The sequence below is a fragment of the Pseudomonas sp. KH_040 genome, assembly GCF_057839305.1.
In genome coordinates, this window is sequence record NZ_CM174487.1 from 6,240,253 (window position 1) to 6,262,663 (window position 22,411).

At 61.3% G+C, this 22,411-nt stretch carries 21 protein-coding genes; 5 read left to right on the top strand and 16 right to left on the bottom strand.

Features of this window, described 5'->3' with window-relative positions:
• Nucleotides 1-75 precede the first annotated feature (75 nt).
• The 16 genes from madM to pilG form a co-directional block, all read right to left on the bottom strand.
• The gene (gene madM, locus AC3IUF_RS27855; protein ID WP_007913704.1) at nucleotides 76-840 is read right to left on the bottom strand and encodes a malonate transporter subunit MadM; all 765 of its coding nucleotides are present in this window, start codon (nucleotides 838-840) and stop codon (nucleotides 76-78) included.
• Between the two features lies 1 nt (nucleotide 841).
• A complete protein-coding gene (gene madL / locus AC3IUF_RS27860; RefSeq protein ID WP_038358777.1) occupies nucleotides 842-1,258 on the bottom strand; it encodes a malonate transporter subunit MadL in 417 nt (138 codons plus the stop codon).
• A 65-nt stretch (nucleotides 1,259-1,323) separates the two neighbouring features.
• Nucleotides 1,324-2,244 carry a malonate decarboxylase subunit epsilon gene (gene mdcH / locus AC3IUF_RS27865; RefSeq protein ID WP_007913701.1) on the bottom strand — a complete coding sequence of 307 codons (921 nt, stop codon included), beginning with the start codon at nucleotides 2,242-2,244 and terminating at the stop codon, nucleotides 1,324-1,326.
• On the bottom strand, nucleotides 2,241-2,861 hold the full coding sequence (locus tag AC3IUF_RS27870) for a malonate decarboxylase holo-ACP synthase (protein WP_489279829.1): 621 nt from the start codon (nucleotides 2,859-2,861) through the stop codon (nucleotides 2,241-2,243). Before AC3IUF_RS27870 ends, mdcH begins: the two co-directional genes overlap by 4 nt.
• Nucleotides 2,855-3,640, bottom strand: a complete 786-nt coding sequence (gene mdcE, locus AC3IUF_RS27875) for a biotin-independent malonate decarboxylase subunit gamma (RefSeq protein ID WP_447787384.1) — start codon at nucleotides 3,638-3,640, stop codon at nucleotides 2,855-2,857. The genes AC3IUF_RS27870 and mdcE overlap by 7 nt, the downstream gene beginning before the upstream one ends.
• Nucleotides 3,637-4,488 carry a biotin-independent malonate decarboxylase subunit beta gene (locus AC3IUF_RS27880; RefSeq protein ID WP_489279830.1) on the bottom strand — a complete coding sequence of 284 codons (852 nt, stop codon included), beginning with the start codon at nucleotides 4,486-4,488 and terminating at the stop codon, nucleotides 3,637-3,639. The genes mdcE and AC3IUF_RS27880 overlap by 4 nt, the downstream gene beginning before the upstream one ends.
• Nucleotides 4,481-4,780: a malonate decarboxylase subunit delta gene (locus AC3IUF_RS27885; protein WP_007913697.1), complete on the bottom strand. Its 300-nt coding sequence runs from the start codon at nucleotides 4,778-4,780 to the stop codon at nucleotides 4,481-4,483. Before AC3IUF_RS27885 ends, AC3IUF_RS27880 begins: the two co-directional genes overlap by 8 nt.
• Nucleotides 4,780-5,652: a triphosphoribosyl-dephospho-CoA synthase gene (locus AC3IUF_RS27890; RefSeq protein ID WP_489279832.1), complete on the bottom strand. Its 873-nt coding sequence runs from the start codon at nucleotides 5,650-5,652 to the stop codon at nucleotides 4,780-4,782. Before AC3IUF_RS27890 ends, AC3IUF_RS27885 begins: the two co-directional genes overlap by 1 nt.
• A complete protein-coding gene (gene mdcA / locus AC3IUF_RS27895; RefSeq protein WP_093429846.1) occupies nucleotides 5,652-7,322 on the bottom strand; it encodes a malonate decarboxylase subunit alpha in 1,671 nt (556 codons plus the stop codon). The genes AC3IUF_RS27890 and mdcA overlap by 1 nt, the downstream gene beginning before the upstream one ends.
• A gap of 312 nt (nucleotides 7,323-7,634) precedes the next feature.
• On the bottom strand, nucleotides 7,635-8,000 hold the full coding sequence (locus AC3IUF_RS27900; protein WP_489279834.1) for a DUF6124 family protein: 366 nt from the start codon (nucleotides 7,998-8,000) through the stop codon (nucleotides 7,635-7,637).
• Nucleotides 8,001-8,530: 530 nt separating this feature from the next.
• Nucleotides 8,531-9,001: a chemotaxis protein CheW gene (locus AC3IUF_RS27905; RefSeq protein ID WP_007913679.1), complete on the bottom strand. Its 471-nt coding sequence runs from the start codon at nucleotides 8,999-9,001 to the stop codon at nucleotides 8,531-8,533.
• Nucleotides 8,994-14,891 (bottom strand): hybrid sensor histidine kinase/response regulator, encoded by a 5,898-nt coding sequence (locus tag AC3IUF_RS27910; protein WP_489279835.1) that lies wholly within the window; start codon nucleotides 14,889-14,891, stop codon nucleotides 8,994-8,996. Before AC3IUF_RS27910 ends, AC3IUF_RS27905 begins: the two co-directional genes overlap by 8 nt.
• A gap of 11 nt (nucleotides 14,892-14,902) precedes the next feature.
• On the bottom strand, nucleotides 14,903-16,948 hold the full coding sequence (locus tag AC3IUF_RS27915; protein ID WP_489279837.1) for a methyl-accepting chemotaxis protein: 2,046 nt from the start codon (nucleotides 16,946-16,948) through the stop codon (nucleotides 14,903-14,905).
• Nucleotides 16,949-17,092: 144 nt separating this feature from the next.
• Nucleotides 17,093-17,632 (bottom strand): chemotaxis protein CheW, encoded by a 540-nt coding sequence (locus AC3IUF_RS27920; protein WP_007913675.1) that lies wholly within the window; start codon nucleotides 17,630-17,632, stop codon nucleotides 17,093-17,095.
• A 10-nt stretch (nucleotides 17,633-17,642) separates the two neighbouring features.
• Nucleotides 17,643-18,008 (bottom strand): twitching motility response regulator PilH, encoded by a 366-nt coding sequence (gene pilH, locus AC3IUF_RS27925; protein ID WP_007913674.1) that lies wholly within the window; start codon nucleotides 18,006-18,008, stop codon nucleotides 17,643-17,645.
• 60 nt (nucleotides 18,009-18,068) lie between these two features.
• Nucleotides 18,069-18,473: a twitching motility response regulator PilG gene (gene pilG / locus AC3IUF_RS27930; protein WP_007913673.1), complete on the bottom strand. Its 405-nt coding sequence runs from the start codon at nucleotides 18,471-18,473 to the stop codon at nucleotides 18,069-18,071.
• A 225-nt stretch (nucleotides 18,474-18,698) separates the two neighbouring features.
• Here pilG and gshB point away from each other — a divergent pair, with 225 nt between their 5' ends.
• From gshB to pyrR, 5 genes are all read left to right on the top strand, one after another.
• Complete coding sequence (gene gshB / locus AC3IUF_RS27935; protein WP_007913671.1) at nucleotides 18,699-19,670, top strand: glutathione synthase; 972 nt, start codon at nucleotides 18,699-18,701, stop codon at nucleotides 19,668-19,670.
• A 107-nt stretch (nucleotides 19,671-19,777) separates the two neighbouring features.
• On the top strand, nucleotides 19,778-20,677 hold the full coding sequence (locus tag AC3IUF_RS27940) for an energy transducer TonB (protein WP_007913669.1): 900 nt from the start codon (nucleotides 19,778-19,780) through the stop codon (nucleotides 20,675-20,677).
• Nucleotides 20,678-20,811: 134 nt separating this feature from the next.
• Nucleotides 20,812-21,384 carry a YqgE/AlgH family protein gene (locus AC3IUF_RS27945; RefSeq protein WP_007913668.1) on the top strand — a complete coding sequence of 191 codons (573 nt, stop codon included), beginning with the start codon at nucleotides 20,812-20,814 and terminating at the stop codon, nucleotides 21,382-21,384.
• Nucleotides 21,384-21,821, top strand: a complete 438-nt coding sequence (ruvX, locus tag AC3IUF_RS27950) for a Holliday junction resolvase RuvX (protein WP_007913667.1) — start codon at nucleotides 21,384-21,386, stop codon at nucleotides 21,819-21,821. Before AC3IUF_RS27945 ends, ruvX begins: the two co-directional genes overlap by 1 nt.
• 80 nt (nucleotides 21,822-21,901) lie before the next feature.
• The gene (gene pyrR, locus AC3IUF_RS27955) at nucleotides 21,902-22,408 is read left to right on the top strand and encodes a bifunctional pyr operon transcriptional regulator/uracil phosphoribosyltransferase PyrR (protein ID WP_034153653.1); all 507 of its coding nucleotides are present in this window, start codon (nucleotides 21,902-21,904) and stop codon (nucleotides 22,406-22,408) included.
• Nucleotides 22,409-22,411 lie beyond the last annotated feature (3 nt).

The following is a 22,411-nucleotide window of genomic DNA, read 5'->3' on the forward strand; positions in this document are numbered from 1 at the left end:
GATGTATAACGCCAAAACAACGCGGTCAGTCCCCTCTCCCTCCGGGAGAGGGCTAGGGTGAGGGGCTTTTGATCTTCAGCCCACAATCCCGCGAACAATGAAGAACAACAGCGATGGCCCCAGCAAGCACCCCAGCCCGGTGTGGAACGTCGCCGTCAACGCCCCATAAGGCACCAACCGCCGATCCGTCGCCGCCAACCCAGCTGTAACGCCGCTGACAGTCCCGGCCAACCCGCCAAACACCATCGCCGAACGCGGGTTATCCAGGCCCATCCAGCGCGCCGCGACCGGCGTGCCGACCATCACCAGAATCGCCTTGATCAACCCGGTGGCAATCGACAGCGCCATCACATCCGAGGTCGCGCCAATCGCCGCGCCAGTCACCGGCCCGACGATGTAAGTCACCGCCCCGGCGCCGATGGTGGTCATGCTCACCGCATCGCGATAACCGAACGCCCAGGCCATGCACGCGCCGACAATGAACGGCAAAATCGTGCCCAGCAGCAGCGCAATCACACCAATCAACCCAGCTTTTTTCGCCTCAGTCGCCTGCACTTCAAACGCCGTGGCCACAATCGCAAAGTCACGCAGCATCGCCCCGCCCATCAGGCCGATGCCGGAGAACAACGTCAGATCCGCCAGGCCCTTCTGCCCGCCGGTCATGGTGCCGCCGACCCAGGCCAGTACCAGACCAATAACAATGGCAATCGCCGAACCGTGAATGCGGCCGAACGTCAGGCGTTTGGACAGAACCACCGACACCCACATGATCACGCCGACAAAAGCGAATGCAGTGACCAGCCCGTTATGTTCCAGACCTTTCTCGATGAGATCCCACATATCAGCGACCTCCTACCGGGGTGCCGACCGGGGAGATTTCCGCCGGTTCGTCAGGCAATGGTTCGCCCTTATGGGTGCGGCTGATCAAGGCAATCGTGCAACCACAGACCACCACCGAGCCGATCGCCGCCAGCACCGCCACCGGGCCACCGTGCAGCGCGGTGACGACGTTCTGTTGCGCCGCCATCGCGACCACCACCGGAATGTACATCGCACCCCAGAAGCCGACGCCCATCTCGCATTCCTTGGTCATGCCGCCGCGCTTCTGCATCCACAACCGCGCGCAGATCAGCAGGATCATGGCGATGCCGACCCCGCCGACATTGGATTTGACGCCCAACAACACGCCGAGCATGTCACCCATGATCACCCCTGCCAGCGTACAGATCGCGAGCAGCGCCACACCGTAAATAATCATTGTTGTAGTCCTCAAAGTGCATCGTCGAATGTTGTTTTTGTTGTTCGAAGCTTGAGTCGGCGGTTTTAGAGTTGGCGGCCACCCTCCTCTCGCAACAGCGCCTGCAAGGTGTCGAGACGCGCACTGTCGAAGGCAGTGACCGTGCCTTGTTCGAACACCCGGCGCGCCAGCCCGGTCAGCACCGCACCGGGCGGCAGTTCGATCTGTAAACGTACGCCGCGCTCGTAGGCGCTTTGCACGGTGCCGCGCCAGTCCACCACGCGACACATGTTGAAGGCGAGGTCGTCGCGCAGGGCTTCAGGTTTGATCACCGGACGCGCGCGACTGCCACTCAAGTAAGTGACTTTCGGGGTTTTCAGTTCGACCTTGGCGAAGGCTTCGGCGAGGGTTTGCGCCGGTTCGCCGAGCAGTGGGCAGTGCGACGGCACGCTTACCGCCAGACGTTTCGCCAGACCCGCGCCACGACTGCGCGCCAGTTCGGCCACCGCTTGCATGGCCTTGTCACTGCCGGCAATCACCACCTGATTGTCGGCGTTGATGTTGGCCAGATACACCGGCGCATCCTCGCTGTGCACCTGCGCCAGCAGCGTTTCGACTGTGGATAATTGCAGGCCGATGATCGCGGTCATGCCGTAGCCCTGTGGATAAGCCTGTTGCATCAGTTCGCCGCGCAGGCTGACCAGATGCAACGCATCGCTGAAGCTCAACGCCCCCGCAACCACTGCTGCCGGGTAAGCGCCGATGGACAGGCCGGCGACGTAGTCCGCCGTCAGTCCGTCCTGCAACAACTGCCGCGAAGCAGCGACTCCGGCGATCAGCAGGCATAGCTGAACCGCCCTTGTCGTGCGCAACGCATCGCTGGAATCCAGCAACAAAACATCTTCACCAAGCACATCACTGGCCTCGACCAACGATTCCCGAGGCAAACGCTGCAGCATGCCCGCTTGCTGCGCGCCCTGGCCGGGGAACACCAGCAGACTGCTCACGCTGCCTGCTCCTGCGGGTTCCATGGATCGTTCACCAGGCAAGCCAGATGAGCACTTTTCAGCAGCACGCGTGCCGAACCGCTGGCCCATTCACGCAACGCCACAGCACCGAACGGCGTCTGCAGTTGCATGTCGATCCGGCACACGGCTTGATCAAAAAGCTCGACCAGTTTGCGTGCCTGATTGCGGGTGATCAGTTGTGGTGTACGCAGAATCAGATCGAGATCGCTGGCCGCGTGCATCGCGGTAAAACCACTGGCCAATTCAAACCCGACACTGCCGCTGACACCCCAGACCCAACCGCAGTCATCGAGCATCGGCCGCAGTTGTTTGAGCGCGTGTATGACCGGCAGATCGCGCTCGCACTCAACATGACAAAGCGCTTCGGGACTGACCCGACAGGCAATCGAATCGACCGCCATAAACGCCGCCAACCGCTGCTCGCGCAATACACCGCGCACGCCGACCGCGATAAAACCTTCTTCGCTCAACGCGCGGCGTACCACCACCGGTTGCCCGGCAGCCAGCGACTCGACTGCCCACAACGGCGCATCCGCCGGCAACTGCGCCGGGGTCATGCCCCAGAGCAGATCGTGGGCCAGAGGCGTGCTCACCACTGCGCCCTCAACAGTTCGCGAACACGGCTGGAAGCAGCACGATTTTTCGCGCCGAGACGATTGCTCAGATCAGCGCTGGAGATATCGCTGATGGCTTGCTTCAGGCACTCGTTCACCCGCGCCAGATCCTCTGCGGTTGGCTGCTCAATCTGCTGCACCGACAGGGTTTCCCAGAGCAATCCGAGGCTCGCATAACTGTCGATGTCATAAGCCATCGGCGGCACACTGGCGGCCAACGCTTCCAGTTCTTCAACACTGCGCAAGGTCACCCGCGCCGCCGACGCCTTGCCCATCGCATGCACCATCACGCCCGGATCACGCAGCGCGATCAAACGATTGGCCTGATAACCATGCGCGAGAAACGCCCCGGACATCGCTTTACCGACCAACAACGCAATCACCGGATGCCCAGCCAAACGCGCACGGGCATAACTGTCCGCTGCACCGGCCAGCGCCTGATGAATACCAAGTGCTTCTTCGCGCCGACCATAAGCCTGGCTCGGCACATCGACGATGGCGATGATCGGGCGCTTCTGGGATTTATCACGATCAGCAGTGATCGCATCATCCACAGCCTTGGCCAGACCCCAGCCTTCAAGCAAGCCAACTTCGCCATTGCGAGCACGCGGAAAACGATTGTCCGGATCAGCCACCACAGCGATAAAACGCCCTAGCTCACCATCGGCAACCTTCAACGATGGCGGCAAACCCTCTACCGCTTTCGCCCCGGCGCTCAAGGCGTTGAACCAGTTCAAGCCGCGCAACGAATAACTGCTCATGAGCGCTCTCCTTGATACAGAACGCGAACCACCGACGGTTCGATTTGCGGGCCAGTGTTCAGACTGCTGAGGCGTTGCAGGAACCATTCGGCGCGCTGGCTGCGTGGTTTCGCTGGCAAACCCTGCTGCAGTAATTCACCGACCTGCTGACGAATCTTCGCCACGTCATCGGCGACATACCGATCGACCAGACCACTGGCGAACCGCTGCTCGCCGCCGGTCAGGCTCCAAATGAAAGGCCGGTCGCGGGAGTCGTATTCCTCGATCCCGGCTTCCTGCTCGATCACCTGCGGGCCATTCAAGCCGAGGCGTGCTTCCTGAGTCACCAGCAAATAACTGCACAACGCCGCCGCAATCGACATACCACCGAAGCAACCGACGCTGCCCGCAACCACACCGACCACCGGTTGGTACTGCTGCAAATCGACAATCGCCGCATGAATATCGGCAATGGCCGCCAGCCCGAGATTGGCTTCCTGCAAGCGCACGCCACCGGTTTCCAGCAGCAACACCGCGCGCGTCGGAATGCCTTTGCGGTTGTCTTCCGCCGCCAGTTCCAGCGCGCCGGCAATCTTCGCCCCGCCGACTTCGCCGAGGCTGCCGCCCTGAAACGCGCCTTCAATCGCGGCGATCACCACCGGCAAACCGTCGAGGCTGCCCTTGGCAATCACCACACCGTCATCGGCCTGCGGCACCACGCCCTGACGTTCGAGCCACGGCGACATGACGCGTTGAAACGGGTCGAGCAGTTCGCGAAAACTGCCGGCATCGAGCAAGGCTTTCGCCCGTTGCCGCGCGCCGAGTTCGACGAAGCTGTGTTTATGGAGAAGCGCTGCGCTGTCAGTCATGGCCGATCTCCTCGAAACCTTGTTCCAGGCGCAAGCGCACCACCCCCGGCGTCGCGCCGAAATCGTGGATATCGATGGCCATCGCCGGCGGCGTGGTGCCGTCGAACATCCGCGCAAACAGGTGCTGCCAACGCAGTTGCGCGCCGTTGACCGAGGTCTGCACATTGATCGTCAGCTTGCCGGCCAGACCCGGCTCGATCAGCACTTCCAGATCACCCGAGCCGACACAACCGACCAGCGCGCGACCGCGTGGCGGCTGCCCGGCGGGGAATTCAAACGATAGGGTTTCCATCAAAACGCTCCCTGAGAAATGCCGTCGCGCTCAATGCGGTCGAGCAGCAGCGTGGCGGCGAGCAAGTCGGCGGCGCCACCGGGCGAGGCATTCAATGCGATGAGTTGTTGATCAAGTTCGTGCAGGCGACGACGACCGCTGAGGCTGCCGCTGCCACCGGCGTCGAGCACCGCTTGCGCGCCGGACTGCATGGCGTGCAGGCCCTCTTCACCGGCGCGGTAGAGCACGCAGGTGTCGGCCAGATTCGTCATGATCGCGAGCAAGGCGTCGAGCCGGGCGTTCTGTTCGCCGTGGCCGTTGGCGCGGCTGCGCTTGAGTTGTGGCAGGCCGCGTTGCAGCACCGAAGGGAAGCCGAGTTGCGCTTCCTCACGAGCACCGCGTGCGCCGTAACGCAGGGCGACTTGGGCGCCGTGGCTCAGTGGTTTTGGTGCGTAGCGGTCATCTAGTAAGGCTAGGGCCGCGGCGCGCAGAGATACCGCGTTGGCGCTGGAAGATTGCGGTTCCAGTGCAGCGGCCGTCACCAACAGACCCAAGGCCCAGATCGCCCCGCGATGGGTGTTCACACCGTTGGTGGTCGCGAGCATCGATTGCTCACCTTCACGACCAATCCGGCCAATCGCTTCGCGTAACGTTGAATCGACTTCGCCGATTGCAACCGCCGCTTCGGCCATCTCTTTGAACGCCGGCCACAACGACAGCGCCGAAGCGTGCATCAGGCCCAGGTGCAAATCGATGTGCGCGCCATTGCCGCGACGGTCGACCAGCGCCGGTTTCGGCGACAGATCGGCTTCGTCGATCAGCGCGTCCACCGCCAGATCGGCCAATCGGTCCGCCAGAGAAAGCGGTTTCGCTTGCAGGTTAAATGCGTGCATTACCAGCTCCTGAATTTGGCGGGCGGGTTATACAAACCGCCGGACCACTCGACCAGATCGGCCACGCTCTTCGCCGCGAGCAATTCGCGAGTGGCGTCGGTGCGGCGGATACCGAGGTCTTCGGGCAAGGCGATCAGGCCTTCGCGGCGCATACGTTCGGTGTCTTTAGGGTTGTGGCGCAGGCCGATGGCGGTGACGCCCGCAACGGCGGCGATCATTGCCTGGCGTTCTTCCAGCGAGCGCGCCTTGTACAGGTAGGCGATGCCTTCTTCGGTGAGCAGGTGAGTGACGTCGTCGCCGTAAATCATGATCGGCGCCAGCGGCATGCCGCTTTTCTTCGCCACTTCTACCGCGTCGAGGGTTTCAACGAAGGTCGGTTTGCCGCCCTCCTGGAACGTCTCGACCATTTGCACCACGAGTTTTTTGCCGCGTTCGAGCATCGGCTGCTGCGAGTCGTCGTGGCGCATGTCCAGCCATGCAGGGGTGCCGTGACGGCGACCGCGCGGGTCGTGGCCCATGTTCGGCGCGCCACCGAAACCGGCGAGGCGGCCACGGGTGACGGTTGAGGAATGGCCATCGCCATCGACCTGCAACGTCGCGCCGATAAACAGATCCACCGCGTATTGCCCGGCGAGTTGGCAGAACATTCGGTTGGAACGCAGCGAGCCGTCGCGACCGGTGAAGAACACGTCGGGCCGCGCGGCGATGTAGTTTTCCATGCCCAGTTCGGTGCCGAAGCAATGCACGCTTTCGACCCAGCCGCTTTCGATCGCCGGGATCAGCGTCGGATGCGGATTCAGCGTCCAGTTCCGGCAGATCTTGCCCTTGAGGCCGAGGGATTCGCCGTAAGTCGGCAGGATCAATTCGATGGCGGCGGTGTTGAAACCGATGCCGTGGTTGAGCGACTGCACGTTGTGTTTTTCGTAGATGCCACGGATCGCCATCATCGCCATCAGCACGTGCACAGGCTTGATGTGGCGCGGGTCACGGGTGAACAGCGGTTCGATGTAGAACGGCTTGTCGGCGACCACGACGAAATCGACCCATGAAGCCGGGATGTCGACGCGCGGCAGTTCGCTGACGTCGTCGACCAACTGGTTGACCTGGACGATGACGATGCCATCGCTGAACGCGGCCGGTTCGATCAGTGCCGGGGTGTCTTCGGTGCTAGGGCCGGTGTAGATGTTGCCGGCGCGGTCAGCCATGAACCCGGCCGAGAGCACGACGTTAGGGATCAGGTCCACCACCAGCCGCGCGTAGAGTTCGATGTAGGTATGAATCGCGCCGATTTCCAGCAAGCCGTCTTCGAGCAACTGGCTGATGCGCAGGCTTTGCGTGCCGGCGAAGGAGAAATCCAGCTTGCGGGCGATGCCGCGTTCGAACAGGTCGAGGTGCTCGGAGCGACCGACGCTGGGCATGATCATGTGCAGGTCGTGGAGCTTTTCCGGGTCGGCTTTGGCCAGCGAGCGCGAGAGGAAATCCGCCTGCTTCTGGTTGTTGCCCTCCAGCACCACACGGTCACCGGGATGAATCAGCGCTTCGAGCGCGGCGACGATCTTGTCGGTGGGCAACACCACACCGTCGGCCAGCCCGCGCACCTTGTCGAGGCGGCGCTGCTTCTCATCGCGCCGCCGCGTCCAGCGCGAGTCGGGGGAAATTGTTGTTGTCATGCTCACTCCACGGGGTTCGCTGTCGTGGAGCTAAGGTAGGCGTGTGGGGTGGGGGCATCAATCAAGCGCGGTGGTGAATCGTTACGCTCAGGGTAATGATCAAGAGCCGCCCTCACCCTAGCCCTCCCGAAACGTCGGACCGCCCGTAGGGAGAGGGGACTGACCGAGGTGTCTGGCGCCATACATCGACCGGCCCCACCGAGTCGATTATGGATTCACAGCAGTATTTTCAGGTCGGCGTAACTTGTGAGCATCCCACGGTCGGCCCCCTCTCCCTCCGGGAGAGGGCTGGGGTGAGGGTCAGCTTTTAAGTCACTCCATCGGCACCAACCTATCCAACAAACGGTTGACGGCCATCTCCGCCACCATCACTACCTGCGCAATACCTTGCACAGTCTTGCGATGCGTGCCTTCCACCGTTGCCGCATGGTTGTTGAGCATGACCGTGGCCGAACCGAGGGTTTCACTGGCGTCGGCCAGCAGGGATTCGGTGTCGGCGTTGGGGTTGGCCATGTACAGCGTGTTCGGTGTGTAGGGCGTGGCCATGAGGTCGGCGTTGGTCGGGCTGAGGTAATGGTCGAGGGCGCGTTCGGCGGCTTCGTGGAATTTCTTCGAGTCGGGTGATTCGTAGGGGGATGCCGGGTCGGTGACCGGCGGGTTTGGCGTTACTTTGAACATTTACCAGATCCTCATTCGGGCTAGCCACCGCTTCCCTACTAAAAGAAGTGGAGGCAGCTGTGCGCAGGTTAGTAGACCGGGGATCTGGGAAACCGGCGCGCCGAAGCGCCCTGCGCACAACCACCATAAAGTGCAGGTATGAAGTACCTGACTGTCTGATGAGCTATACGCCCCAAATATGACGGGCTACTAAACCCGATCACTGGAAATCAGTGACGGAATCAAGTTACGCAGCATGCCCAAGGCGCACAAGCCGGCGGATTCTGGTGCATGCGTAGGCAGCGGCGCAAGGATTTGTAGGCCAGGGAGCCGTAACACAGAGTGTCTTTAAACAACGGGGTTAAAGGGTGTTTATTGCACTGCAGAAATTGAGGATTTGCCTGTAAGAATTTGCTGGTGCTACTGGCCCCATCGCTGGCAAGCCAGCTCCCACAGTATCCGAGTTGTATTCGAATTCTGTGAACCACACAAAACCCTGTGGGAGCTGGCTTGCCAGCGATGAGGCCAGTCAGAGCAACACAAATTCTGGATCAATGGACCAGCCCCGCCTCCACCAACAACTTCTCCAGCCCCAACAAATCCGGCACCTTAGCCACCTGTTCCCCGACCTGCACCGCCGCCTGCTCCAGCGCACACAACGGCACGTCGACATAACTCAACTGACTATCAAGCTTGTACGACCGTGGAATCCCCTGCACCAGCAGTGCAATGAACTTCAACTCCGGCAACCCGCCCAGCGCATTCAAAATCACGATCCGCGCGCGCTCGCCAATGACGATTTTCTGCCCGCACGCCGATTCAAAACTCAGCAACGGAATCTGCCGCTCACGCCACGTAACCTTGCCCAGATACCACGGCGGCGTGTCCAGATCGAAGGCGCTGGCCTGGTAATCGATCAACTCAGCGACAGCGACGTTAGGCAGGATCAGATTGCGATCCGCCAGCGGCAGCAGCAACCCGGTCAGTTGGCTGCTGCGCTGATTATGCCGGCGCTCATGCATGTTTCTTGCTCCACTGGGCAATGCTTTCAAGCAGCACCGACTCTTGATACGGCTTGCCGAGGTAGTCGTTGACGCCGATGGCCATGGCGCGGTCGCGGTGTTTCTGCCCGGTGCGTGAGGTGATCATGATGATCGGCAGGTGTTGCAGGCGTTCGTCGTTGCGCACCTGAGTGGCGACTTCGAAGCCGTCCATGCGCGGCATTTCGATGTCGAGCAGCATCAGGTCGGGCATGTGTTCTTCGAGCAACAACATGGCGTCGACACCGTCCTTGGCGGTCAGCACGTTCATGCCGTGACGTTCGAGCAAACGGCTGGTGACCTTGCGCACAGTGACCGAGTCGTCGACCACCATCACCAGCAGTGGTTTGTGCGGTTCGTTGTCGATCTCCGGCAGCGTTGATGTCGGCGCAATGCGTGCCTGCATGGCGCGGATTGGTGCGAGCAAATCGAGAATCAGCACCACCCGGCCATCGCCGAGAATCGTCGCGCCGGACACGCCCTGCACCGCCGCGAATTGCGCGCCAAGGCTTTTGACCACGATCTCGCGCGTGCCTGCCATGGTATCTACTAGCACGGCGATACGCCGGTCGTTGTAGTGCACCAGCAGCACCGGCAACGGCAGGTTCTGCCCCAGCAGTTTCGGTCGTGGCGCAGTTTTCAGCAGCTCGCCGAGGTAGCACAGCTCATAGGTCTGGCCGCCGTACTGATAGCGCGGCGGATCAGCACGAAAGTGAGCTTCCAGGTCATTCGGTAACACGCGAACAATGCCTTCGATGGTGTTCAGCGGAATCGCGTATTGATCCTCACCGCACTGCACCATCAACGCGCGGTTGACCGACACGGTGAAAGGCAAGCGAATACGGAAATGCACGCCCTGCCCCGGCACGGAATCGATGCTCATGCTGCCGCCGAGTTGCCGCACCTCTTCGTGCACTACGTCCATGCCGACGCCACGCCCGGAAATCTGCGTGATTTTTTCGGCGGTCGAGAATCCCGGCTGGAGGATGAACTGCAACACGTCGCGGTCGCTGATCTCGGCTTCCGGCGCGAGCATGCCGCGTTTGATCGCCTTGCGCCGCACCGCCTCCAGCGGCACCCCGGCGCCGTCGTCGCGAATGTCGAAAACGATGTCGCCACCCTCGCGGGACAGGTCGAGGCTGATCTGCCCTTGCGCCGGTTTACCCGCCGCCAGCCGCACCTCGGCGGACTCCAGACCGTGGTCGACGGCGTTGCGCAGCATGTGTTCCAGCGGCGCGGCCATGCGTTCGAGGACGTTGCGATCCATCTCGCCTTCAGCGTTGCCGACGACGAAGGCGACGTCTTTGTTCAGCTCTTCAGCGACCTGACGAACGATGCGTTTGAGGCGCGGCAACATGCGCTCGAACGGCACCATGCGCGTGCGCATCAGGCCTTCCTGCAATTCGGTGTTGATGCGGCCCTGTTGCTGCAACAGGTTCTCGGCGTCGTGATTACGGCGGTCGAGGGTTTCCTTGAGGTCGAGCAAGTCAGAGGCGGATTCGAACAGCGCCCGCGACAATTGCTGCAACTGCGAATGGCGGTCCATTTCCAGCGGGTCGAATTCTTCGTAGCCAAGGCGTTCGGCATCGACTTGCTGGCGGCTGAGAATCCGCCCCTGAGTTTCAGTGTCGAGGCGGCGCAACTGATCACGCATCCGTTCGATGGTGGTTTCCATCTCGTTCAGGGCGATCTGCGCGTCGTTGACTTGCTGTTCGATACGACCACGGAAGATCGAGGTTTCGCCGGCCAGATTGACCAGTTCATCAAGCAGTTCGGCGGAGACCTTGACCATGTCCGCGCCAGCCTCGGCAGCCGGCGGCGCCGCGTCAGTCTTAACCGGAACAGACAGCACTGGCGGTGTTTCTACTGCAACCGGGTGACTGAAATTCTGGATCGCATTGATCAACCGATCCGCCGGCGGACACGGTTGCCCGGCGCGCACGCCATCGAGCATTTGTGCCAAGCGATCATGACCGCGCTGCACCAGTGCAAACAGCTCTGCAGACGGCTGCAACGCGCCGCTGGAAAGACTTTCGTAAAGGTATTCCAGCTCATGGGCGAGGTCGCCGATCGGGCCGATCTCGACCATCCGCGCGCCGCCCTTGAGGGTGTGCAGATCGCGCAGCAGGGTTTCCACTTCCTGGCGATTGCCCGGCTCGGCCTGCCAGCGCAGCAGTGCGGCGCCGGAGTTTTCGATGATGTCGAAACCTTCTTCGAGGAAGATTTCCAGCAACTCCGGGTCGTGACCGGCACTGTCGTGATCGGCCGCTGGCTGGGGCGTTTCGCTGATAGTCTGGCCTTGACGCACCTGACGCAGGGTTTCGATCAAATCCTGCGCCGGGGTCAGTGGCTGATGTTGTTGCAGTTGTTCAAGCAGCAGCGCCAAACGCTCATGACTCTTGAGCAGCAGACGCCTCAAGGTTTCGCTGTAGTTGAAGCGACGATCGACCAGACCTTCGTAAAGGCTTTCCAGCTCTTGGGCCAGATCGCCAATGGCCTCGACTTCGGCCATCCGCGCGCCGCCCTTGAGCGTATGCAAATCGCGCTGCAACGAGGACAGCGGCGCGGCATTGTCCGGATCGCTCAACCAGCGCTGCAAGGCCTGGCCTGAGCTGTCGAGAATGTCCACCGCCTCTTCGAGGAAGATCTCGACAATCTCGTCATCGGGCTCAAGCGCCGTTGCCTTTTGCTGCAACTCAGCGGTGGCGCTGCCCAGTTCACGGATGCTCAGGGTGCGGCTGCCATCGCTGCGAATCAGGCCCATGGAAGAAGGATCGAGGCTCTGATCGAGCAGATCATGCAACGCCCGAATCCGCTCTGGCTGCGCCGTGACTTCCTGACCGGCAGCCAGTTCATCGAGCATGTTGATCAGCGCTTCATGGGCGTTCTGCGCTTCCTGGAAAAACTGCTCGCTGACCGCCAGGCTGCTTTCTTCAACGGCGCCGTAGAGATCGAGCAAGGCTTCGCACAACACATCCACCGGCAGCAAATCCGCCAAATGCGCGCCTTCGCCAAGGGTGGTCAGTTCATCCAGCAAGGCGCTGAGTTCCTGACGCTCGCCGGGGTGTTGCTGCCAGCGCTGTAGCAGGCTCTCAGCATCCAGCAGGATGTCCATGCCTTGAGCGAGGAAGTTATTGATCAGTTGCGGATCGCGCTTGACCCGCAGGCCGGTATTGGGCGCATCGAGGATCGACGCCAGACGCTCGGCAAGCAGGGTTTCCGAGCGTTTGATCAGCGACTGCGCACCGACAATCGGCGCCAGCGGATCATGCTTGAGCTGACGCAGACCGACGCGGAACAGGCCCTCGGCTTCAAGCAGCAATTCCACTTCGTCGAGGTCCAGCGGCAACTGGTGCGCCTTGAACTCGCGGGCCAGTTGATCGAGCGGTGCAGCGAGTTCGGCAATCGGCAATACGCCGGCCATCGAGGCGCTGCCCTTGAGCGTGTGCAAGGCGCGCTGCAACTCGTCACTGGCCTGCAACGGCACATGCTCGGCGGCCTGATCGAGAAAACGATTGAGGCTGGCGAGGTGGGTTTCGGCTTCGTTGCGGAAGATCTCCAGCAACAACGGATCGAGTGCCGCCACATCGTCGACGTCTTCGGCCGCCAGTGGTTCGTCACCCTTGGCCAAGGCATGTGCGCGTGCGGCGAGTTGATCGACATCGCTGCGCTGACGCTGACTGTTGGTGGCGAATTCGTTGATCAACTCGGGCAGCAACAACACCGTGTCGGTGAGCAGTTGCTGCACCACCGAACCGGGCTCGACGCTCTGTTCGAGCACGCGGTTGAGCAGGTTTTCCACCGCCCAGGCCAGTTCACCGAGGATCAGCGCGCGGACCATGCGCCCGCTGCCCTTCAAGGTGTGGAAAGCGCGGCGCAGCTCAGTCAGCGCGTCGCGATCCTGCGGATTGGCCGACCAGCGCGGCAGGTATTCGTGGAGAACTTCGAGGACCTCATCGGTCTCTTCAAGGAAAACTTCGCGCAGTTCATCGTCGACCGGCTCTTCATCGGCCGGTGGCGGCATCAGGCTGCCGGGAGTGATCAGCGCCGGCGGGTTGAGCGCAGAAACCGGGCTGGCCAGAACGTCGGCCAGCGACTGTACGGTTTCCGGATCGTCGAGCGCCTGCATGTCCTGCATCACCAGCGCTTCGCTGGGGCTGAGCACGTCGTCGAGCACGGGCACATGCGGTTCATTTGGAAAGAACCCGAGGCTGGCGAGGGACTTCTGCGCGACATCGAGCAATTGCTCGCCCGGTGCCTGCGGGTCGTCACTCAAGCGTTCGAGGTAATACTCGAGGCTGCTGATGACATCGGCCAGATGATCGAGTTGTTCCCAACCCGGCTCGTGCGGATCAAGCAGCAGATGTTCGCGGATAAAACCGTTGCAGGCTTCGACCAGACTCGCCGCGCGGCTGAGTGGAATCATCGCCAGCGCACCGCGCACCTGCGTCAGCAACGCCGGCAACGGTTGCAGTTGCTGGCGATCCCAGTCGGCGTCGATGTAGTCGACGATCATGTCTTTGGCCTGTTGCAGGCAAATGCGTGCTTCCTTGATGACGATCTGGTGAATCTGCGTCAGGTCGGTGGTCGGCAGGCGCGAATCTTCCGGGTTTTCCGGCTCGACGGTGCCGACCATTCCGGCCAACGTCGCTTCGACGTAGAGCAGCGCACCGGCAACGTCCATCAGGATCGCGTCATTCGGTTCGCGCTGGCCTTGGGCGAGGCTGAGCACCACCGCCAGTTGATCGATGATCACTTTGCGCGGTTGGCCAAAACCGAGCACGGCGAGCGTGTCGGCGATCTGCCGCAGCGGTGCCAGCAGGCTTTCCAGATCGGAAGTGTGCTGGCGGTCGCTGCGCACGAACAGGTCGAGGCGTTCCTTGACCCGCACCAGTTCCTCACACAGCGCTGCCAGCACCGAGCGCATCGCATCGCGGTCGGGGCCGGCCAGGCGCGCACGTTCTTCGTCGACCATCGCGCTGTCGGGCAACGCGTCGTCCAGGGAGTAGCGATCTTTCATGGTCAGCATCTGCCCGGTGGGATGTTCGGCTTTGGCAATATAGAACAACAGGCTTTTCAGCAACTCTGCCGGGGGCACTTGGTTGAGCCCGATCATGCCTTGTTCGAGCAGGCGTTTGAGCTCTTTGTCGGCGTCCTTGAACAGGCTGCGCAGCGCCGGGCTGTTGGCGATCACGCCCTCGCGCATGCCTTCGACCAGCGCCGAGGCGACTTGCCACAGCGGGCTCAGGGGCGCATCACCGCTCAGCGCTTCGAGGCGGGTGAAGACTTTCGCCAGATAGTCGAGATGCGTTTGGTCATTCTGCTCGCGCAACAAACCGACCAAAGCCATTTGCAGCATCTGGCGCAATTTGCGCAGCACGTTCGGCAACTCTGCCGGCTCAAGCAGCGCCAGTGCTTCGGCGCTCAAGGGCGGTAACTCAGGCAGTTGCGGGCTGAACAAACTGGTTTCCGAGAGCAGGCTTTCGCCCCGAGCGCTGCGCAAATCGTTGATCAGCGGCAGCACCACCAATGGCAAATCACGCCGGGCGCTCTGCACGCGGTCGAGGTAGATCGGCAATTGCCCAAGGGCTTGCAGTAACAGGTGCAGCGCTTCGTCGCGATGGCTGACGCGCTCGTGCTGCAAGGCTTCGACCAGATGTTCCATTTCTTCGGCGAGCAACGCTGCGCCGTAGAACTCGACCATCTGCAGGGTGCCGTGGACCTGATGGATGTATGCCAGGCACTCGTCCAGCCCCGGGAAGGCCTGCGGATCGTCGAGCACGGCTTCAATCGCCTGATGCGCCTGTCTCAGCGTTTCGGCAATTTCGCCTTTCACCCATTCGAGGGCCACGTAGTCATGCCGGTCACCCATAACCGCTCCGATCACACTTTTTCCGCCGCCGGCAAGGTGAAGCCGGACACCGAACGCCGTAGCTGACTGGCCATTTTCGTCAGGTTGCCGATGCTCTCGGCGGTGGCCGTGGAGCCGGACGAAGTCTGCGAGGTGATCTGCTGGATCACGTTCATCGTCAGCGAGATCTGCCCGGCGGAAGTCGTCTGCTGCTGCGCTGCGTTGGAAATGCTTTGAATCAGCGCCGCGAGGGTCTTCGATACGCCTTCGATTTCTTCCAGGGCCACACCGGCATCCTGCGCCAGTCGCGCGCCGCGCACCACTTCGGTGGTGGTTTGCTCCATGGAAATCACGGCTTCGTTGGTGTCGGTCTGAATCGCCCGCACCAGGGTTTCGATCTGCCGGGTGGCGGCGGATGAGCGTTCGGCCAAGCGCTGCACTTCGTCGGCGACCACGGCAAAACCGCGTCCGGCATCACCGGCCATCGACGCCTGAATCGCCGCGTTGAGGGCGAGTATGTTGGTCTGGTCAGCAATGTCGTCGATCAGGCTGACGATGTCGCCGATTTCCTGCGACGACTCGCCCAGACGCTTGATGCGTTTGGCGGTGTCCTGAATCTGTTCGCGAATGTTGTCCATGCCGTGGATGGTGTTGTGCACCACCTCGTTGCCCTTGTTGGCGATTTCCACGGAGCGCTCGGCGACTGCCGAAGACTCGGCGGCGTTGGCCGAGACCTGATCGATGGACTCGGCCATGTCGCTGATCGCCGTCGAAGCTTCGGAAATCTGCTGCGCCTGATGTTCCGAGGCCTGTGCCAGGTGCATCGCGGTGGCCTGGGTTTCCTGCACGGCGGCGGCGACCTGGCCGGCGGTGAGGTTGATCGTCGCGACGAGATCGCGCAATTGGTCGACGGAATAGTTGATCGAGTCGGCGATGGTGCCGGTGAAGTCTTCGGTCACCGAGGCGGTCACGGTGAGGTCGCCGTCGGCGAGGTCTTCGATTTCATCGAGCAGGCGCATGATCGCGTTCTGGTTGCGCTCGTTCTTCTCGGCGGTTTCGCGCAACTGGCGATTGGTTTCCCGGACCATCACCAGACCGATAAGGATGATTGAGGCCAGCGCCAGCAAACCGAGGACGTAGCCACCGATGGTGTCGGTGTTGCGCCCGCCGGCAAGGTTCTCGAAACGAGTGGCCAGGTGCGAGGCTTCGTCGAGCAGGGTCTGCGACAGGCTGAAAATGTTGCTCGCCGATTCACGAACCTTGAACAGCTCGGGCGAGGTTTCGAGGATTTCATCCACCGAACCGGAGACAAACTGGAACAGTTCGGAAATCTCACTCAGACGCGTGCGGGCATCACGGTCTTCGACCTGGCTGATTTTCAGCGCCGGATTACCTTGCAGCATGCCGTTGAGCACTTGGCCGAAACGCGTGGCGTCGCGGCCGAAGGCATCGGCGGCTTGCTGGGAGTTTTCGTCGCCGGCGAGCACGGTGTTGACCGCGCCAAGAATACGTTCGGCCAGCAGCGACTGACGCTGAGCCATCGCCACCTGCGCCGCCGGGGCGCCGCGCTGGAGGAGGATTTCGACGACTTTTTCGTATTCGATCTGCAACTGCGGCACGGTTTCGGCCAGGGTCGCGGCGACCTGATGCAGCGACAGCACGGTCTGCTCGCTGGAAAGAATCGCGTCGGTGTTTTTCAGCAGGCGCTCCCAATCCAACTGCACAGCGCGCATTTCCGGGCGCACGGTGGCGGGTGCCGGCGGCAGGCCGGTGGCCGGGTCGCCCTTTTTCAGATAACCCCAGCGCTGGGCGAAATCGTTGCGCGCATCGCTGAGCAACTTGAACGCAGCCGCCTTGCCGGCGGCGGCTTCGGTGGCGTTCTTGGCGATGCGTTGCGAGAGCACGCGCAGCTCACCGGCGTGGCCGATGTACTGTTTGTCGTAGTTCGCCTGGGTGTTGAGGTACGCGAAGTTGGCGAACAGCAGCATGATGAACACGATCAGTGCGATGAACAGCACGATGATCTGCGAGCGACTGCGCGAGCCTTCCGCCGGCTTGCCTGTTTTTGCTTTTGTCATCGGTCCTCGCCTGTTTGAAGCTCACCGGTAGAACCTGTAGGAGTGAGCCTGCTCGCGATTGAACGATAACGCGGTGTACTTGATACACCGCGGTGCCTGAATCGCGAGCAGGCTCACTCCTACAAGGGATCTTTGTTGTAACAGCTATATCGCGACGCTCATGAACACCGGGGATTTCGCCAATGCAAACAAACTGAACACCCGCCAGTTCTGCTCGCGGCGGAAATAGCCTTTGACGAATTCGGCTTTGGATCCCTGGCGCTTGCTGATCGAGATCGGTTCGAAGCTGTCCTGCTCGAAATGCTGCAGACCAATCACCTCATCGACCATCAACCCGGCAAACACGTCCCCATGCTCGACCACCAAGACCCGCCGCTGTTTACGCAACGGCGACAGTTCGTGGCCGAAAAATCCGCACAAATCCATGATCGGCAGCAGCCGCCCGCGCAGGTTAGCCACACCTTTGACCCACGGTTTGACCCCGGGCAATTGAGTGAAGCGCGGTTCGTGCAGCACTTCGCTGACTTCACCCATCGGCGCCACATACCAATGCTCGCCGAGGCGAAAGCCGATGCCGCTCCAGCGATCCTGACGCGCCGGTTGCGACGGCAGGTCCGCCGCCAGCAAGCGGCAGCGCTGGTCGATTTGCCAGAGCAGTTCGAACGCGGTCAGCGATTCGCTCATGGTTGCGCGATCAGCCTTTGAGCACGTTGTTCAGGGTCTTGATCAGGGTGTCTTCGTCGACCGGTTTGGTCAGGTAGTCCTTGGCGCCTTGGCGGGTGCCCCAGACCTTGTCGGTTTCCTGATCCTTGGTGGTGATGATGATCACCGGGATATGGCTGGTGTCGGCGTCCTTGGTCAACTGGCGGGTGGCCTGAAAACCGTTGAGACCGGGCATGACAATATCCATCAGCACCGCGTCGGGTTTTTCCTGACGGGCCAGGGCCACGCCGTCGGCACCGTTTTCGGCCTTCAGCACTTCATGGCCGTGCTTTTCGAGCATGCCGGTCAGTTTGTACATTTCAGTCGGCGAATCATCGACGATCAGGATACGTGCCATGGTTTTCCCCATTTTTCTTGTCGACGCCCGGCCCGCTGGCCGAGCGTCACTGTACGTGTCTTACTGCGGCAAAACGGCGGCGAAGCCCGGAACATGGGCCTGGATCGCGTTGAGCAGTTCTTCCTTGCTGAAAGGCTTGGTCAAAAATTGATCAGAACCGACAATCCGCCCCTTGGCCTTGTCGAACAGCCCGTCACGCGATGACAGCATGATCACCGGCGTGGCCTTGAACGCACTGTTGTTCTTGATTAAAGCGCAGGTCTGATAACCATCCAGACGCGGCATCATGATGTCGACAAAAATGATCCCGGGATGGTTGTCGGCGATCTTCGCCAAAGCGTCGAAACCGTCGATCGCCGTGATCACTTCGCAGCCGACATTCTTCAACAAGGTTTCGGCGGTGCGACGAATCGTTTTCGAGTCGTCGATGACCATGACCTTCAAGGCGCTGGACTGCTGTTCCATAAGAGGGCTCTACCGTCGCCTTTGCGAATCAATTTGTCCGTTTTGCGGTTATCAATGGCTCGAAACCCTTGATGTTCAAGGGCCAGCACGCTACGCCAGCCTTTTTAGCACAGTCTCCAGATGCAATCTATCGACGGGTTTTTCCTTGACCGAAAACCCGCCCGGCGCCACTCTGGCGGCACTTTTTCAATACCGATCCGGTAGCCAATTTTCGAGGAAAACCCAATGAGCGTTCGCGTCGGGATTGTCATGGACCCTATCGCCAGCATCTCCTATAAAAAGGATAGCTCGCTGGCCATGCTGCTGGCCGCGCAGAAGCGTGGCTGGGAACTGTTCTATATGGAACAACGCGACCTGTATCAGGGTGAAGGTCAGGCCCGGGCGCGGATGAAGCCGCTGAAAGTCTTCGCCAACCCGGAAAAATGGTTCGAACTGGACGCCGAGCAGGACAACCTGCTGAGTGATCTGGACGTGATCCTGATGCGCAAGGATCCGCCGTTCGACATGGAGTTCGTCTACTCCACCTACCTGCTCGAACAGGCCGAAACCGCTGGCGTGCTGGTGGTGAACAAGCCGCAGAGCCTGCGCGACTGCAATGAAAAACTGTTTGCCACGCTGTTCCCGCAGTGCACGCCGCCGACCATCGTCAGCCGCCGCGCCGACGTGCTGCGTGAATTCGCCGCCAAGCACGGCGACGTGATCCTCAAGCCGCTGGACGGCATGGGCGGTACCTCGATTTTCCGTCACCGCGCGGGCGATCCGAACCTGTCGGTGATCCTGGAAACCCTGACCGCCCTCGGTGGCCAGCAGATCATGGGCCAGGCTTACCTGCCAGCAATCAAGGACGGCGACAAACGCATCCTGATGATCGACGGCGAGCCGGTGGATTACTGCCTGGCGCGGATTCCGGCGCAGGGCGAAACCCGTGGCAACCTCGCTGCCGGTGGCCGGGGTGAAGCGCGTCCGCTGACGGACAAGGATCGCTGGATCGCTGCTCAGGTCGGCCCGACCCTGCGTGAGAAAGGCCTGCTGTTTGTCGGTCTCGATGTGATCGGTGAAAGCCTCACCGAAATCAACGTCACCAGCCCGACCTGCATCCGTGAAATCGACAATGCCTTTGGCACTGACATCGGCGGCATGCTGATGGACGCGATCGCCAAGAAGCTGCAAGCCGCCGGCAAAAAGCCACAAGCTTGATGCACGTCACATGCAGTCTGTCGCTTGAAGCGTGAAGCCCAAGGCGTGAAACCAACATTGCGTTATCATGCGCAGCCTCTGAAAAACGCGATGTTGGTTTTCTTGTCATGACCCTCCCGTCCGATCTGCCCGCAGAACTCGCCCACCGTGGCGTGCGCCCGGCCGATCGCCTCGGATTTACCCTGTTTCTCGCGGCGCTGATTCATTTGGCGCTGCTGCTCGGCGTCGGCTTCACGATGGTCGAGCCCAAACAAATCAGCAAAACCCTGGAAATCACCCTCGCCACCTTCAAAAGCGAAAAGAAACCGGAGAAGGCTGACTTTCTCGCGCAGGAAAATCAGGAAGGCAGCGGCACGCTGGACAAGAAGGCGATCCCCAAGACCACTGAAGTGGCGCCATTCCAGGACAATCAGGTCAAGAAAGTCACCCCGCCACCGGCCGCCAAGCCGCAAGTGCAGGAAGCCGCGCCCAAGGCAGCGGTGACTACGGTTGCGCCGAAGCCGAAAAAAGCACCGACCAAGAAGGAAGAAAGCAAAACCGAAGTCAAACCGACAGTCGACGCGCCAGAGTTCGACAGCTCGCAGCTGTCCAGCGACATCGCCAGCCTCGAAGCCGAACTGGCCAAAGAACAACAGCTGTACGCCAAGCGCCCGCGCATTCACCGCTTGAGCGCGGCGTCGACCATGCGCGACAAGGGCGCCTGGTACAAAGACGACTGGCGCAAGAAGGTCGAGCGCATCGGCAACCTCAATTACCCCGAAGAAGCACGGCGCAAGCAGATCTACGGCAATTTGCGCCTGATGGTTTCGATCAATCGCGACGGCTCGCTGTATGAAGTGCTGGTGCTGGAATCGTCCGGCCAGCCGCTGCTGGATCAGGCGGCGCAGCGCATTGTTCGACTGGCGGCACCGTTTGCGCCGTTTACCGGGGACTTGTCGGATATCGATCGTCTGGAAATCATTCGCACCTGGAAATTCGCCCGCGGCGACAAGCTCTCGAGCAATTAAGGGCAAGATCAAAAGATCGCAGCCTTCGGCAGCTACTACATTGGCCTGCATTCACATTTAGGAGCTGCCGAAGGCTGCGATCTTTTGGCGGCTTCAGCTTGTCAGTTGGCCCCCCGAACGCCACACTAGCGCACATGAAAAACGTCAGCCCCAGCTACCTCAAGCATCACTTCCTGATCGCCATGCCACACATGGCCGACCCGAACTTTGCCCACACCTTGACCTACATCGTCGAGCACACGGCCAATGGCGCTATGGGGATTGTGGTCAACCGGCCGCAAGAGCTGAATCTGGCCGACATTCTTGAGCAACTGCGCCCGGACATCGACCCGCCAGCACTGTGCCAGCACGTACCGATTTTCATCGGCGGCCCGGTACAGACCGATCGCGGTTTTGTTCTGCATCCGGCGGGCAAGACCTTCCAGGCCACCGCACAACTGGACGGTGATCTGGCCCTGTCGACCTCGCAGGATGTGCTGTTCGCCATCGCGGACGGCGTCGGCCCGGCGAAAAGCCTGATTGCCCTCGGTTACGCCGGTTGGGAAGCCGGGCAACTGGAAGCCGAACTGGCCGACAACGCCTGGCTGACCTGCCCGTACGACGCCGACATCCTCTTCAACACCAGCAGCGAACTGCGCCTCGAAGCGGCGGCCAAGCACCTGGGGATCAACCTCAGCCTGCTGACCAGCCAGGCAGGTCACGCCTGATGGCCCTGCGCCTGATTCTCGGCTTCGACTACGGCACCAAACAGATCGGCGTCGCGGTCGGCCAGGTGATTACCGGCCAGGCCCGTGAGCTGTGCACCCTGAAAGCGCAAAACGGCATTCCCGACTGGAATCAGGTGGAAGCGCTGTTCAAGGAATGGAAACCCGACGCCGTGGTCGTCGGTCTGCCGCTGAACATGGATGGCACGCCGAGTGAAATGTGCCTGCGCGCGGAGAAATTCGCCCGCCGCCTCAACGGCCGCTTCAATGTGCCCTTCTATACCCACGACGAACGTCTGACCACCTTCGAGGCCAAAGGCGAGCGACTGGTGCGAGGCGGCCAAAAGGGCAGTTACCGCGACAACCCGGTGGACGCCATCGCCGCCGCTCTGCTGTTGCAGGGCTGGCTCGATGAAAACACTGCATTGTTTGAATCCTGACAAGCGCTTCGGCGCTTTTCTTTTGAGTGAAAAACCGAGTCGTGTCCAAGGACCCGATTCGCCCCCAACAAGGAGCAACCATGAGCCTGCCAAATCCCGCCGATCTGATCAGCCAGATGGCGACCCGCCTCAAGGCGCACCTTGCCCAGCGTGAAATCACCGAACCGCGTTACATCGGCATCCGCACCGGCGGCATCTGGGTCGCGCAGGCCTTGCTCAAGGAATTGGGCAGCGACGCGCCACTGGGCACGCTGGACGTGTCCTTCTACCGTGACGACTTCAGCCAGAACGGCCTGCACCCGCAAGTGCGCCCGTCCGCCCTGCCCTTCGAGATCGAAGGCCAGCATCTGGTGCTGATCGACGATGTATTGATGAGCGGCCGCACCATCCGCGCCGCCATGAACGAATTGTTCGACTACGGCCGCCCGGCCAGCGTGACCCTGGTCTGCCTGCTGGACCTCGACGCCGGTGAGCTGCCGATCCGCCCGAATGTCGTGGGCGCGACGCTGTCGCTGGCCGCTCACGAACGGGTGAAGCTGTCCGGCCCCGAACCGCTGACGCTCGAACTGCAAGACTTCAACCTTTAATCC

Excerpts from the sequence above, each read along its gene's own strand:
- madM (WP_007913704.1), bottom strand. The coding sequence starts at position 840 with ATGTGGGATCTCATCGAGAAAGGTCTGGAACATAACGGGCTGGTCACT.
- madL (WP_038358777.1), bottom strand. The coding sequence starts at position 1,258 with ATGATTATTTACGGTGTGGCGCTGCTCGCGATCTGTACGCTGGCAGGG.
- mdcE (WP_447787384.1), bottom strand. The coding sequence starts at position 3,640 with ATGAGCAGTTATTCGTTGCGCGGCTTGAACTGGTTCAACGCCTTGAGC.
- AC3IUF_RS27880 (WP_489279830.1), bottom strand. The coding sequence starts at position 4,488 with ATGACTGACAGCGCAGCGCTTCTCCATAAACACAGCTTCGTCGAACTC.
- AC3IUF_RS27885 (WP_007913697.1), bottom strand. The coding sequence starts at position 4,780 with ATGGAAACCCTATCGTTTGAATTCCCCGCCGGGCAGCCGCCACGCGGT.
- AC3IUF_RS27890 (WP_489279832.1), bottom strand. The coding sequence starts at position 5,652 with ATGCACGCATTTAACCTGCAAGCGAAACCGCTTTCTCTGGCGGACCGA.
- mdcA (WP_093429846.1), bottom strand. The coding sequence starts at position 7,322 with ATGACAACAACAATTTCCCCCGACTCGCGCTGGACGCGGCGGCGCGAT.
- AC3IUF_RS27900 (WP_489279834.1), bottom strand. The coding sequence starts at position 8,000 with ATGTTCAAAGTAACGCCAAACCCGCCGGTCACCGACCCGGCATCCCCC.
- AC3IUF_RS27905 (WP_007913679.1), bottom strand. The coding sequence starts at position 9,001 with ATGCATGAGCGCCGGCATAATCAGCGCAGCAGCCAACTGACCGGGTTG.
- AC3IUF_RS27910 (WP_489279835.1), bottom strand. The coding sequence starts at position 14,891 with ATGGGTGACCGGCATGACTACGTGGCCCTCGAATGGGTGAAAGGCGAA.
- AC3IUF_RS27915 (WP_489279837.1), bottom strand. The coding sequence starts at position 16,948 with ATGACAAAAGCAAAAACAGGCAAGCCGGCGGAAGGCTCGCGCAGTCGC.
- AC3IUF_RS27920 (WP_007913675.1), bottom strand. The coding sequence starts at position 17,632 with ATGAGCGAATCGCTGACCGCGTTCGAACTGCTCTGGCAAATCGACCAG.
- pilH (WP_007913674.1), bottom strand. The coding sequence starts at position 18,008 with ATGGCACGTATCCTGATCGTCGATGATTCGCCGACTGAAATGTACAAA.
- pilG (WP_007913673.1), bottom strand. The coding sequence starts at position 18,473 with ATGGAACAGCAGTCCAGCGCCTTGAAGGTCATGGTCATCGACGACTCG.
- gshB (WP_007913671.1), top strand. The coding sequence starts at position 18,699 with ATGAGCGTTCGCGTCGGGATTGTCATGGACCCTATCGCCAGCATCTCC.
- AC3IUF_RS27940 (WP_007913669.1), top strand. The coding sequence starts at position 19,778 with ATGACCCTCCCGTCCGATCTGCCCGCAGAACTCGCCCACCGTGGCGTG.
- AC3IUF_RS27945 (WP_007913668.1), top strand. The coding sequence starts at position 20,812 with ATGAAAAACGTCAGCCCCAGCTACCTCAAGCATCACTTCCTGATCGCC.
- ruvX (WP_007913667.1), top strand. The coding sequence starts at position 21,384 with ATGGCCCTGCGCCTGATTCTCGGCTTCGACTACGGCACCAAACAGATC.
- pyrR (WP_034153653.1), top strand. The coding sequence starts at position 21,902 with ATGAGCCTGCCAAATCCCGCCGATCTGATCAGCCAGATGGCGACCCGC.